We start from the raw sequence: 13493 nt of genomic DNA on the forward strand, positions 1-13493 counted from the left end.
GCAGCGAAGCGGAATTCCGCAGGGCATAGCGCGAGGACAACGCGAACTTAGCGTTAGGGGCTTTGCTCCTGCAGTGTAATTGATCAATGATACTGCCCTTTAAAGCTCTTTGGATACAATACGCGCAAGATACATGGGGGAGACGTCCCCGGGAAGGAGCCAGGGTTGCAAGAGTGGTATGACGCCATTGCGTCGGCACAGAGTGTCGACAAACTTGAAGAGATCCGTATTGCGGTGTTCGGGAAAAAAGGGGTGCTCGCGGCCGAGTTCGCGAAGATGAAGTCCGTTCCCAACGAGGAGAAGGGCGCGTTTGCCAAAGAGCTCAACGAGCATAAGGCGAAGCTGACCGAGGCCTTTAACGTCCGCAAGGAGATCCTGGCCCTCGAAGCGCTCGAGGCGGGGATGAAAGCGGAGGCGATCGACGTGACCCTGTTCGGCCGCGGAAGCGAACGCGGTGCGCTGCACCCGGTGATGCAGACGATGGACCGCATCGTCGAGTACTTTGTCGCCATGAACTTCTCGGTCAAGACCGGACCGATGGTCGAAGATGATTTCCATAACTTCGAGGCGCTGAACCTGCCCAAGTACCACCCGGCCCGTGACATGCAGGACACCTTTTATTTCAAAGACGAGCTGCTGCTGCGCACCCACACCTCTCCGGTCCAGATCCGCACGATGAAGCAGGAGAAGCCGCCGATCCGTATGATCGCTCCGGGCGCCGTGTTCCGCCGCGACTACGACCTGACGCATACTCCGATGTTCCACCAGGTCGAGGGTCTGCTCGTCGACGAAGAGGGCAAAGTCTCCTTCGCGAACCTGAAGTTTATTCTTGAGGACTTCCTCAAGTACATGTTCGGTGACGTCGAGGTCCGTTTTCGCCCGAGTTTCTTCCCCTTCACGGAACCGTCCGCGGAAGTCGATATCAGCTGTATCTTCTGCGGCGGCGACGGCTGCCGCGTCTGTTCCAAGACGGGATGGCTGGAAGTCCTGGGCTGCGGGATCGTCGACCCCAACGTCTTCAAGGCGGTTGGTTATGAGAACGTCAGCGGCTACGCCTTCGGCCTCGGCGTGGAGCGCTTCGCGATGCTGATCCACCGTATCGGGGATCTGCGTTCGCTGTTTGAGGGCGATATCAGACTACTGGAGCAGTTCAAATGATTGTCACACGCCACTGGCTGAACGAATGGATCGACCTTTCCGACATTACGACGGAGCACCTGGCCAAGACTTTCAATGCCATCGGTCTGGAGGTCGATAGGGTAGAGTCCTACCGGATCCCCGAAAAGATCGTCGTCGGGCGGGTCGCGGCATGCGAAAGACACCCGGACGCGGATAAGCTTAACGTCTGCCAGGTCGATCTGGGCGGCGAAACGCGCCAGATCGTCTGCGGAGCACCTAACGTCGCGGCGGGGCAGTATGTTCCCGTTGCCGTCGTCGGTGCGGTCATGCCCGGCGGCCTGGAGATCAAGCCGGTCAAGCTGCGCGGCGTCGATTCGGCGGGGATGATCTGTTCCGCGACCGAACTGGGATTGCCTAAAGTGAACGACGGCATCCTTGTGCTTGATGAGAGTATCGGCGCGCTCGAGCTCGGAAAGCCTCTCGCCGATTACCCGCTGATCAACGACGACCTGATCGAGATCGAACTGACGGCGAATCGCGGGGATTGTCTGAGTATCCGCGGGGTGGCCCGCGACCTCTGTGCGGCCCTGGACAAGAGTCTGAAACCCCGCACTGCCGGCCGTGAGGATGAGAACCGCCTGGGCATCGGGCGTCTGCTGAAACTCGATGTTGAAGGCGATGTTACCGGAAGCGTCCGCTACCATGCGGTATCGGTCGAGTTCTTTGACGACTCACTGCTGATGACGCTGCGTCTGGCGATGATCGACGAGAGCCGCGCAAACGCCGTCGAAGGGTGTCTTGAGTACGCCATGCATACGACCGGCGTGATCCTGCGCGCCTATCCCGTGGACTTCTTCCGTGGCAATGACGAGAAGCTCGCCGAGATCGTCATCAAGCGCGAAGCCCACGGCCTCACCGCCGTCTACGGGCAGGAGTGCGCTTCGATCATCGGTATCCGCCAGGAAGATGCTTCCCGTCTGCAAGACGTCCGCGGCGTCATCGTCATCGAGGCGAGCTATATCGCCCCGGATGTCATTTCGCAGAAGATGGCGGAGACGAAACTGCAAAGCGGGCCGCTCTACTACCGTACCTCCCGGGGAAGCGAACCGGAACTCTCCGTCGGCAGCGACTTCCTTTTCAGCTGCATCGAGGCGAAGGGCGAGGGCAAGATCTACGGCGGCACCCTGGAGCATGCCGAAGTCTTTGAACCGAAGAATATCAGCATCGATATGGCCTACGTCAGCAGCATTGTCGGTACAGAAATAGATAAGAGCCGCGTGGCGAATATTCTCAAAAACCTCGGCTTCGATATTTCCAAATCGAGCGAAGAGCAGATCGTCGTCAGCGTACCGCGCTTCCGTCACGACATCGTCAACCGTCAGGACCTGATCGAGGAGATCGTTCGTATCGTCGGTATCGACAATATCCCGGCGAAGCCTTTCGTCCTGACCGAAGCGGACCGCATCGACGATGACTACTTTGCGTTCCGGAAAAAGCAGACCTACCGTCAGCGCGCAGCGCAGAGCGGCTTTTACGAGAGCGTTCACTTTGTCTTCAACGAGCGTGAGCAGCTCGACGCCCTGGGATTGGCGAGCGTCGCGAAGGAGCTTTCTCTGCTCAACCCGATCGCCGGGACACTCGATACGTTGCGTCCGACCCTGCTGGCAGGGCTGCTCAACGCGGCCAGCAGCAATGCCAAGAACGGCCGCAAACGTATCCCGCTCTTCGAGATCGGTTCGGTCTTCGACGTCCAGCGCCGCGAATCGGTCAAAATCGCGCTCCTCTTTGCGGGAACCCTGAACGAGGACAGCCTCGACAACAGCGGGAAGCCGGAGAGTGTCAGTTTTGAGTCCTTCTCCAAACTGGCGGCGGACGTTCTGGGCGATTTCACCCTGAAGCCGGTTACGCCGACACACAAGATGGCGCACCCCTACCAGGCGGCAGCCGTCTACCAAAAGGGCCTCAAGATCGGGGAGATGTTCACGCTGCACCCGACGCTGCAGGCGGAGATGGACCTTCCGCGCACCGTGATGTTCGAAGGATCTTTTGATGCGCTCGCCTTTGAAAGGGTCGAAGCGAAGCCGTACTCCAAGTACCAGGCGTCGCACCGCGACCTCAGCATCCTGATGCCGCAGGCCATGGCGTACGCGAAGGTGGCCGAAGTCATCGAGGGAAGCCGCAGCGGCGAGATCGTCCGCTTCTACCCCGTCGACCGCTATACGGACGAGACACTGGGCGATCAGATGAGCCTGACGCTGCGCTTCGTGCTGCAGTCGCAGGAGAAGACCCTGGAAGAAGAGGAGATCACGGCAGCGATGGAAGGGGTCCTTGCGGCCCTGCAGAACGACCTTGGGGTAGCACTGCGATGAGCCGGGTCCGTATCGCGCCGGCGGGGACGTTCGCATTTCGCAGCGACAAGGTCGCGGCGGACAAATCGATCTCACACCGCAGCGCGATGTTCGCGACCCTCGCCGAGGGCACAAGCGTTATCCGGAACTTCCTGCGCGGGGAGGATACGATGAATACCCTGCGCATCGTGGAAGCGTTGGGGGCCGAGGTGGCGGATGACGGCGAGGTGATCACAATCGCCTCCCGCGGCATCAAAGAGCCCGACGACATCCTCGACTGCGGCAATTCCGGTACGGGGATGCGGCTTTTCTGCGGGCTGCTCGCGTCGGCGGAGGGGCACTTCGTGTTGAGCGGGGACGAATACCTCCGCCGCCGCCCGATGAAACGGGTAACGGCGCCGCTGCGCAGCATCGGCGCGCAGCTCGACGGCCGCAACAACGGCGACCTTGCGCCGCTGAGCGTGCGTGGCGGTTCGCTGAAGGCTTTCGACTATAAAAGCCCTGTCGCTTCGGCGCAGGTTAAAAGCGCCATGATCCTCGCAGCGCTTCGGGCCGACGGCCCCTGCTATTTCGAAGAACCCGAACTCAGCCGAGACCATACGGAGCGGATGCTCAGCGGGATGGGGGCCGAGATCAAAACGGAGCATCTCCGAACGGAAGTGCAGCCGCTCGGCGGACTGCTGCAGCCCCTTGATATCCGGGTCCCCGCCGATCCCTCCAGCGCCTTCTTTTTTGCCGTTGCCGCAGCGATCATACCCGGCAGCAGCGCCGTCATCGAGGGCGTCACCCTCAACCCGACCCGTATCGAGGCCTTCAAGGCGCTCGAACGCATGGGGGCGGATATTCGCTACGAGGTGACCGACGAGCGGTATGAGCCCATCGGGAATATCGAGGTGCGCTACCGGCCGCTCAAGGCGGTCGTCGTCGAAGAGAACATCGCTTGGCTGATTGACGAATTGCCGGCGCTGGCCGTCGCGATGGCGACGGCGGAGGGGACCAGCGAGGTCAAAAATGCCGAAGAGCTCCGGGTCAAGGAGAGCGACCGCATCACTACGGTGATGACGAACCTGCAAAAATGCGGTATAGTCTGTGAAGAGTCCAACGACGGCTACCGCATTACGGGCGGAGCATTGCAGGCGGCTGCCGTCGACAGTTTCGGGGACCACCGCATCGCGATGAGTTTTATCGTCGCCGGGCTGCGCTGCGGGATGGAAGTCACGGATACCGACTGTATCCGGACCTCCTTCCCGAACTTTTTCGAACTGATCGGTACGATCGGGGAAGTGCAACATGAAGATTGAACTGGCAGAGAACTATGGCTTCTGTTTCGGCGTCAAACGGGCGATCAAGATCGCCGAGGAGAACCGCCAGTCGGCCACCTACGGCCCACTGATCCATAATGCGAAGGAGATCGAACGTCTCCAGAAGGATTTCCAGGTCGCATTGACGGAGAATCTGGACGATTTCCAAGCGGGCGACACGGCGGTCATCCGGACCCACGGCATTCCGAAGCAGGAGCTGGAGACGCTCTATGCGCGAGATGTCCATGTCGTTGACGCCACCTGCCCCTATGTGACCAAACCGCAGCAGATCTGCGAGGAGATGAGCGAGCAGGGGTACGACATCGTTATCTTCGGCGATGAGGCGCATCCGGAGATCCGCGGGGTGAAAAGCTACGCCAAGGAAGGCGCTTATGTCGTTATGAGCGTCGAGGAGCTCGAACAGATCCGCTTCAAAGAGAAGATTGCCGTCGTGGCGCAGACGACGCGGAAAGTCGACGAGTTCCTCAAAATCGTCAATTACCTGATACCGCGCTATAAAGAGGTAAGGGTCTTCAACACGATCTGCAACGCGACCTTCGAAAACCAGGATGCGGTGCGGGACCTCTCAAAACGGGCCGATGTGATGATCATCATCGGCGGGAAGAACTCTTCGAATACGAAGCAGCTGCACAGTATCGCCCAGGCGTACTGCCTGGACAGTTATCACATCGAAGGACCCGACGACATCGACGACGCCTGGTTTGACGGGAAAGCGTATTGCGGCATCAGTGCCGGCGCTTCCACGCCGGATTGGATCATCGAACAGGTGATTGCGCGGATCAAAACGGGCTCGAAGAGCGCCTGAAGCTTCCGGCGCGTTTCCGGAAGATGCTGCTTAGCGTAAAAAATCCGCCCTCCTGTAATCTTTCTGCTTCATAAAAGCTTTCTTTCGCTATACTCACGAGATTTTATTACGTAATAAGGGTACAGGTATGGCTTTCGATAACGAAGCATTTGAAGAAGAAAATTTCGCCGAGATGCTGGAGGCTTCTTTCCAGGAGCAAGAATCAAATCGCATCACCGAAGGTGAAATTGTCGCAATCCAGGAAGACGATAATCGCGCGCTCGTCGGAGTTGGAGAGAAACTGGAAGGTATCATCAGTCTTGATGAGATCAGGGATGAGGCAGGCAACCTGCTTTTCAACGTCGGTGACAAGATCACGGTTATGGTCACAGGACACTACAACGAGCGTCCGAAGATCTCCTACCGCAAGGTCCTCGAGCAGCAGAAGACAATGGAATTCGTCGAGGCGCACAAAGAGGATTTCGAAGATGTGATCATCGAAGGAACCGTGACCAAGAAGAACCGCGGCGGCTACGTGATCGAAGCGGACGGCGTCTGCTTCTTCATGCCGCGTTCACTCGCGGCGTTCAAAGAGAGTGACAACGTTCTTGGCCGCAAAGTCAAGGCACAGGTCATTAAACTTGATCCGGAAGACAACTCCATCGTCGTCTCCCGCCGCAAACTCTTCAACGAAGAGCGCAAGCGCAAGAAAGAGATCATCGACCAGCTGATGGAAGAGGGTACGATCGTCGAAGGTGTTATCAAGAAGATCACCAGTTACGGTATGTTTGTAGACGTCGGCGGTGTCGACGGCCTGGTCCACTACAACGAGATCAGCTACAAAGGCCCGGTCAACCCGTCCAAGCTCTACAACGAAGGCGACAAGGTCCTCGTCAAAGCGATTGCTTACGACAAAGACAAGCGCCACCTCTCCCTCTCCATTAAAGCGGTCCAGCCGGATCCGTGGAAAGAGATCGAGGACGAACTCGAAGCAGGCGATACTATTACGGTTACGGTCAGCAACATCGAGCCGTACGGTGCGTTCGTCGACCTCGGAAACGATATCGAAGGTTTCCTCCATATCTCAGAGATCACCTGGGACAAAAACATCAAGAACCCGAAAGACTACCTGACCGTCGGCGACGACATCGACGTCGAGGTGATCGACGTTGATCCGGATAAGCACAAGCTGCGCGTCTCCCTCAAGCGTCTTCTGCCGAAACCTTTCGACGAATTCGCGAAGAAATTCAAAGAGGGCGATATTGTGACCGGTACCGTCACATCCCTGACGGACTTCGGTGCGTTCGTCAAGATTGCCGGCGTCGAAGGGCTCCTGCACAACCAGGACACGACATGGGAAAAAGGCGTCAAAGCCAAAGACCTCTTCAAATCCGGCGACGAAGTCGAAGTCAAGATCGCCAAGATCAACCGCGACGATCAGAAGATCTCCCTCAACCGCAAGATGCTCGAAGAGAGCCCGGTTGAGAAGTTTGCCGCTTCCCACCGCGTGAACGACATTGTCAAAGGCAGCGTCCGTGACGTAAAAGACTTCGGTGTCTTCGTCTCCCTGAGCGACGGCGTCGATGCGCTGATCCGCAACGAAGACCTCGAACCGCTCAAAGCGGAAGAGCTCGAAAAAGGGCAGGAGATCGAAGCGGCAATCGTTGCGATCGACGCCAAGCGCGACCGTATCCGCCTCTCTGTCCGCAAACTCGACAGACTGCACGATCAGAAAATCCTCGACAAGCTCAACGAAGAGGAAGGTTCCAACAGCCTCGGCGACCTGATCAAAGACCAACTCAAAAAATAACCCCTTTCCGCACCGGCGGAGGGGCTTCCCAAATTTATCAGCAATGCCCTGCGAGGCAGGTACTTGTTGATAACATTTTCAATTTCACTTTAGGATTTTAAGATGGAAAAATATAAAGTAGTCGTGTGTGACCATATTCACGAAGCCGGGCTCGAGATGCTTCAGAACGATCCGCAGATCGATTACGTTTTCGCTGCCGATGTCGACAAAACGGCGCTGCTCGATGTCATCGCCGATGCCGACGTCGCGATCACACGCTCCTCTACCGACGTGGATGACAAGTTCATCGGTGCCGCCAAGCAGATGAAGGCGATCGTCCGCGCCGGTGTCGGTGTCGACAACGTCGATATCGACGGCTGCTCCAAAGAGGGGATCATCGTCATGAACGTCCCGACGGCCAATACGATCGCTGCCGTCGAACTGACCATGGCCCATATGCTCTCCTGTATGCGCATGTTCCCCTACTCCCACGACCATCTTAAAAACCAGCGCATCTGGAAGCGCGAGAAATGGTACGGCTACGAGCTCAAAGGCAAGAAGCTCGGTATCATCGGTTTCGGTAACATCGGGAGCCGCGTCGGGGTACGCTGCAAGGCGTTCGAAATGGACGTCGTGGCCTACGATCCGTACATCCCGGCCTCCAAGGCGACAGACCTCGGCGTGAAATACACGGACAGCTTCGATGAGATCCTCGGCTGCGACATTATCACGATCCATACGCCGAAAAACTCTGAGACGATCGACATCATCGGTGCCGAAGAGATCGCGAAGATGAAAGACGGCGTCGTGCTCGTCAACTGTGCCCGCGGCGGCCTCTACAACGAGGAAGCGCTCTATGACGGCCTCAAATCCGGCAAGATTCGTTTCGCCGGTATCGACGTCTTCAAGAAAGAGCCGGCAACGGACCACCCGCTGCTCGACCTGGACAACATCGTCGTCTCCCCGCACCTTGGTGCGAACACCTTCGAATCCCAGTACAACATCGGTACGCAGGCGGCGCAGCAGGCGATCGAAGCGGCCAAGGGCATCGCCTTCCCGAACGCCTTCAACCTGCCGATCGACGAGACGAAGATCCCGGCATTCGTCAAACCGTTCCTGGAGCTCGGACAGAAGATCGGCTTTATGGCGAGCGAGCTCAACCGTGCACCGATCGTCTCCATCAAGGTCAGCGCACAGGGCGATATCGCCGAGTACCTCGACTCTCTCAGTACCTTTGTAACCGTCGGTGCACTGGCGGACAAGACCGGAGATACCATCAACTACGTCAACGCCTCTTTCATCGCCGAGCAGAAGGGGATCAAGATCGAAACCTCTGCCGAGCTCGGCAGCAGCGCCTATAAAAACCTCATTTCCGTCAAACTGACGACGGACAAGCGTGTCGTCGATATCGACGCGACGATCTTCGAAGAGGGCGTCCAGCGTATCGTCGAGGTCAACGGTTTCGACCTCGACGTCGAGCCGAAGGGGAACTTCACCCTCTTCAAAAACACCGATGTCCCGGGCGTTATCGGCAAAGTGGGATCGCTGCTGGCGCGTAACGGCGTCAACATCGGCGACTTCCGCCTGGGCCGCAACAGCAACGGCGAAGCCCTTGCCGTCATTATCACCGACACGCCGGTCAAAGACGCAGCACTTTCTGAGCTCTCCGCGCTCGAAGAGTGCATCAGCGTCGACACGGTCCGCCTCTAAAGAGACCATCGGAGTCTTCCGGTGTTCTCGCACTTTCCCGCAGGCACCCTCCCTTTTTTAGCCGAACTCCAGAGCAATAATTCCAAAGCCTGGTTTGACGCCAACAAGATGCTCTACCATGAGCTTGTGCTTGAACCCAGCCGCGCATTCGTCGAGGAGATGGGCGAACACCTCATGGCCCTCGTGCCGACGATCAATGCCCTGCCGAAAGTCAACGGTTCGCTCTTCCGCATCTACCGCGACCAGCGTTTCCATTTCGATGAGCCGCCGCTGAAGGACCATATCGGGATCGTCTTCTGGCAGGGCGGCGGCAAGCGGATGCAGAGCAGCGCTTTCTACCTCCATTTCGACCCGCAGACGCTCCTGGTCGCAACGGGCTTGCGCCGCTTCAAGCCCGCGATGCTCTCCGCTTACCGTTCCTATCTGAAATCCGAAGAGCGCCGAAGGGAGCTGCAGGCTATCCTCGAGCGGCTGACGGCGCAGGGGTACAGGCTGCCGGAGAAACGCTACAAGCGCCTTCCGGCCGGTTTTGACGCCTCGATGCCCCTGGCAGAACTCACTCTTTACAACTGCATGTACGCCTATACGGAGACCGAGGCGGCGTTGATGACGTCCGAAACGCTTATCGACACGCTCTATGCGCATTACGAAGCGATGCTCCCGTTGCAGCAGTGGGTGTATGAAATGACGCTATATGCGGAGCAGCAGAACTGATCCTACCGATGCTTTCCGGGAACCAGTGACGGGTAGTCTATCCGGTTGCGAAGACGGTACTCCTTCGGACAGATTCCTTCATGGTTTTTGAAAAAACGCCCCAGCTGTGAGGGGCTTTCGAAATTGAGGGCGTAGGCGATCTGCTTGATTGACATGTTGCCGAAGCAGAGCAGGTACTGGATCTCCTTGATAATGCGCAGGTGGATGTAGGAGAGGGCGCTTCGGTGCAGGGTGGCCTTGACCGTTTCACTGAGATGCTTCGGGGTGACAGCCATCATCTCGGCATACGCTTTGACGCTCTTTTTGTTCCAGAAATGCTCCTCGATCAGGACCAGGAACTCCGCGCTGAGCTGTTCGGCCCTGGTGAGGTTCTGCGGCAGGCCGGCATTCTGCTTTTCGCGTTTGAGGATGAAGAGCAGCTGGGTGATCAGCATCTTGGCCATACTCCTGAAATCCTCTTTTTTCTGGCGCAGTTCATAGCTGAGCTGCTCATAGAGGGAGAGGACCTGGGCATAGCTCGCCGTATCGAGGACGACATCGTTCTGGTGAAGGCGGTGAAAGGCAAAGAGCGGGTCGAGGTCCTCCGAGGAGAGGTTCTTCTCTTCAATGAACGCCTTGTCGAAGAGCAGCACGTAGGTTTTCGATTCGTCCGAGATATCCCTGAACGCGTAGATGGAGCCGGGGCAGACCAGTTGCAGCGCCTGGGGTTGGATCGTGTAGTCAAAGTGGTTGACGCTGCGGATGGTCTCTCCCTTGAGTCTGAGAAAAAGGGCGTAATAGTCGAACCGGAGGGGAATGCCGTGACTCGGCGCGATGTCATCGAGCAGCAAGACGACATCCTTCGCTTCGAAACCTTCGGCGTAAAAGTCCATCCCGAAGGTGGGGTTGGGTTTGAAAAGGTACTTGTAGGTATTGATCGTCTCTTCGATCGTGTATAGCGGAAGCGGCGCTCCCATGGTCTCACCTTTCTTCTTTTGCCTATTATAGTGACGCAATAACTATAGAAAAATCAAATAATCCGACAAATTGCACAGTTAAGCGAACATTGGCTCTTTCCAACGGATGCGTGTGCTGTTAAGATGGTGGGGTAGTACTGCAAAATTCATTTTTAGGCCGTTACGGCCTTTGATAAAAAGGATTCTCTATGTTTTTACCGATCCGTAAAATGGCAGTAATGGTGTTGGCGTCCGTCGTGACAGGGCTCTTTTCCGGACTCTCCGCCGAAGAGCCGGCACTGGCGTACAAGTACGATGATCAGCGGCTGCAGTGGGTGCCTTGCCCGGCCTTCCTCGGTGAAGCGTGCAAGATCGCCGTGTTGCATGGCGATCCGGCCAAGCCCCACACCGATGTTTTGTTCAAAGTCCCGGGCGACTATAAGATCCCGCACCATTGGCATACGTCGGCGGAGCGCATGGTCCTCGTCTCGGGCACTATGACGGTCCAGTACGATAACCAGAAAGCCGAACTGATCGAAACCGGGATGTACGCGTTCGGACCAGAGAAGCATCCGCATGTCGCCTACTGCGAAAAAGGGGACCCCTGTGTGCTCTTTATCGCCTTCAACGAACCCATTGACGCTTTCGAGATTATGAAACCCGCTGAATAGGGGGGAAAGGGCGGTTATTTATTATGCCGCTGCCGCCATAGGCGCATCAGGGCGTTTTCGCCCAGGGGATGCCTGTGCTTGACCCGGAAACTGTGGACCCATTCCCGGACAAAATCTTTCTGCAGGGTTGCGTTGATGGCCGCGGTGATGACCATGGCAATGAGGGCACCGATGGTGGCGAAGAGCATATCCTTGTGCGCATCCCAGACGTCGCCCTGGGTGCCCAGATAGGCCATCCCAAGGTCGCCGCCGAAGTAGACGGCCGCCCCCCATTCGACCAGTTCATAGAGCATGGAGCTGGCCATGGTGACGAGGAGGGGGAAAAAGTAGCCCCAGAACCCTTTGACGTCGACGACGCGCAGAAAAAACTCCCGCAGTGGGTAGGCAAGCAGCAGGCCGTAGAGAAAATGGACGACGCGGTCGAAGTTGTTGCGCTCCCAGCCGAAGAGCCCATTTAGCGAAATACCGAAGAGGGATTGTCCCCAGGCCTCATAGGGCACTTCGGCATAGGTGTAGTGGGCGCCGATTTCGTGCAGGTAGAGAAAAAGAAAGATCAGCGTCAGCGAAATGCGCGAAAGGGGGAAGGTTCTGTAGGTCGTGGCGAAAAAAAGCACGGCCAGCAGGACCAGTACGTTTTCGAGCAGCCAGTCATGCCGGTCATAGGGGGCGAATGCGAGGAGGATGAATTCCACTGCGAAGAGCAGGGAAAGGAGCAGAAGGTAGCGGTTGTGGGCGTAGCAGCACTCCTCTTCGCTTTGCATTCACTCTCCTGTCGGCCGGATTAGCTCTTCTTTTCAGCGGGCTTTTCGGCAGGCTTTTCGGCTGCGGCGTCCTGAACGGGTTTGGCCGCGCTTTCGGACGTTTTACGATGGCTTTCGCCTTCAAAGATCCCTTTGGACTCGATCACCATCTCTTTGGATGAGATGACCCCTCCGACGTAACCGTTCTCCTTGATCTCGACCCGATCGACGTCGAGGGTCCCTTCGATGCGGCCGCGCACGATGAGATGCGGTGCTTTGACTTCGCCGACGATCACACCGTTCTGTCCGACGGTGATGACCCCCTTGGAACGCATCGTTCCCTCCAGACGACCGTCAAAAAAGACGTCGCACTCCAGTGCTATTTCGCCTTTGAGTAAAGCGCCAGCTGTGATGATGGTGGTACTGGTGTTGGTGACGGGAGCTTTTGCAGGTGCTGATCCCGAGTTATTGTTGCTACCAAAGATTGCCATGGTACTTTTTTCTCCTTTTCAAAGATGGTGGCATAGTGCTCAAGATCCCACTTGATGAACCAGTAGGGATTGAGTTTGCGCTGGATAAATCGCACTTCGTAATGAAGGTGCGGTCCGTTGCTCATCCCGCTGTTGCCCGTATAGCCGATAACGTCGCCTCTTCTGACATATTGTCCGGATTTGACGCTGATCTTGTTAAGGTGTCCGAAATAGGTCTTGAAACCGTAGTTGTTGTCGACGATAATCAGACGCCCGTAACCGCTGCTACTGTGCAGCCCCGCGTACTCGATGACGCCGTCCGCCGTGGCATGGATGGGGGTGTTCATCGGCGCGCGGAGGTCACTGCCGGGATGGAACTCTTTGCGGTGGAGGGTGGGGTGGGTACGGTAGCCGAATTTACTCGTAATGCCTCTATACTCGACGGGGGAACCGTTGGGGATGTGCTGCAGCAGCGCCGCGCGCTGTACGGAGGTCATCTGGGCGATCTCGACGCGTTCAAGCAGGCTGCTCTCTGTTTCCGTATCGGGCGCCAGACCGATCAGGCTTTCGATGCCGTCGAGACGGTCGGATACGGTGGTCAGCTCCTTCTGTTTCGCAGCCAGGTCCAGTTCTGCCGCCGCGATGGAACTGCGCAGCTCGGCGTTGTGCGCTTCGAGCTGAAGCTTTTTCTCGTCGATATCATTAAGAGAGACGTTGAGGAAGACAATAAACGCGACCCCTGCGGCAATCAGCGTGACGAGACCCGCTCCCGAGTACAGAAGGACTTTTTTGACGATATTGTGGAGGCTGTACTGCCGTACGCCGTCAATGTCGTGGATCGTGACAGTGAAGCGTGTGTTCATCCTTCTTCGTCTCCTATGGTACCGCCGA

General features: G+C 57.2%; 12 protein-coding genes. 8 read left to right on the forward strand and 4 right to left on the reverse strand.

All coding sequences use genetic code 11. The features are described from left to right. Positions 1 to 165: 165 nt before the first annotated feature. From pheS to LOH54_RS04845, 7 genes are all read left to right on the forward strand, one after another. Positions 166 to 1158, forward strand: coding sequence for a phenylalanine--tRNA ligase subunit alpha (pheS, locus tag LOH54_RS04815; protein ID WP_231020871.1), 993 nt, complete (start codon positions 166 to 168; stop codon positions 1156 to 1158). Beyond that, complete coding sequence (pheT, locus tag LOH54_RS04820; protein WP_231020873.1) at positions 1155 to 3488, forward strand: phenylalanine--tRNA ligase subunit beta; 2334 nt, start codon at positions 1155 to 1157, stop codon at positions 3486 to 3488. Before pheS ends, pheT begins: the two co-directional genes overlap by 4 nt. Beyond that, positions 3485 to 4768 carry a 3-phosphoshikimate 1-carboxyvinyltransferase gene (aroA, locus tag LOH54_RS04825; protein ID WP_231020875.1) on the forward strand — a complete coding sequence of 428 codons (1284 nt, stop codon included), beginning with the start codon at positions 3485 to 3487 and terminating at the stop codon, positions 4766 to 4768. Before pheT ends, aroA begins: the two co-directional genes overlap by 4 nt. Continuing rightward, on the forward strand, positions 4758 to 5594 hold the full coding sequence (locus tag LOH54_RS04830; RefSeq protein WP_231020877.1) for a 4-hydroxy-3-methylbut-2-enyl diphosphate reductase: 837 nt from the start codon (positions 4758 to 4760) through the stop codon (positions 5592 to 5594). Before aroA ends, LOH54_RS04830 begins: the two co-directional genes overlap by 11 nt. 127 nt (positions 5595 to 5721) lie before the next feature. Beyond that, positions 5722 to 7383 (forward strand): 30S ribosomal protein S1, encoded by a 1662-nt coding sequence (locus LOH54_RS04835; protein ID WP_231020879.1) that lies wholly within the window; start codon positions 5722 to 5724, stop codon positions 7381 to 7383. A gap of 102 nt (positions 7384 to 7485) precedes the next feature. Further along, entirely contained in the window at positions 7486 to 9072 is a 1587-nt protein-coding gene (serA, locus tag LOH54_RS04840; protein WP_231020885.1) for a phosphoglycerate dehydrogenase, read from the forward strand. Positions 9073 to 9093: 21 nt separating this feature from the next. Continuing rightward, positions 9094 to 9786 (forward strand): DUF2461 domain-containing protein, encoded by a 693-nt coding sequence (locus tag LOH54_RS04845; RefSeq protein ID WP_231020886.1) that lies wholly within the window; start codon positions 9094 to 9096, stop codon positions 9784 to 9786. 2 nt (positions 9787 to 9788) lie between these two features. On the opposite strand, the gene LOH54_RS04850 is transcribed toward LOH54_RS04845, so the two are convergent. Further along, entirely contained in the window at positions 9789 to 10742 is a 954-nt protein-coding gene (locus LOH54_RS04850) for an AraC family transcriptional regulator (RefSeq protein WP_231020888.1), read from the reverse strand. A 188-nt stretch (positions 10743 to 10930) separates the two neighbouring features. On the opposite strand from LOH54_RS04850, the gene LOH54_RS04855 reads away from it, so the two are divergent. Beyond that, complete coding sequence (locus LOH54_RS04855; RefSeq protein WP_231020890.1) at positions 10931 to 11392, forward strand: cupin domain-containing protein; 462 nt, start codon at positions 10931 to 10933, stop codon at positions 11390 to 11392. 14 nt (positions 11393 to 11406) lie between these two features. On the opposite strand, the gene LOH54_RS04860 is transcribed toward LOH54_RS04855, so the two are convergent. The 3 genes from LOH54_RS04860 to LOH54_RS04870 are packed head-to-tail and all read right to left on the reverse strand — an operon-like array spanning position 11407 to position 13465. Further along, entirely contained in the window at positions 11407 to 12153 is a 747-nt protein-coding gene (locus tag LOH54_RS04860; RefSeq protein ID WP_231020892.1) for a DUF2238 domain-containing protein, read from the reverse strand. A 20-nt stretch (positions 12154 to 12173) separates the two neighbouring features. After that, positions 12174 to 12623, reverse strand: a complete 450-nt coding sequence (locus tag LOH54_RS04865) for a bactofilin family protein (protein WP_231020894.1) — start codon at positions 12621 to 12623, stop codon at positions 12174 to 12176. Beyond that, positions 12512 to 13465, reverse strand: coding sequence for a M23 family metallopeptidase (locus tag LOH54_RS04870; protein WP_231020896.1), 954 nt, complete (start codon positions 13463 to 13465; stop codon positions 12512 to 12514). Before LOH54_RS04870 ends, LOH54_RS04865 begins: the two co-directional genes overlap by 112 nt. Positions 13466 to 13493: the final 28 nt, after the last annotated feature.

The sequence above is a fragment of the Sulfurimonas sp. HSL-3221 genome (assembly GCF_021044585.1).
Lineage (GTDB): Bacteria > Campylobacterota > Campylobacteria > Campylobacterales > Sulfurimonadaceae > Thiomicrolovo > Thiomicrolovo sulfuroxydans.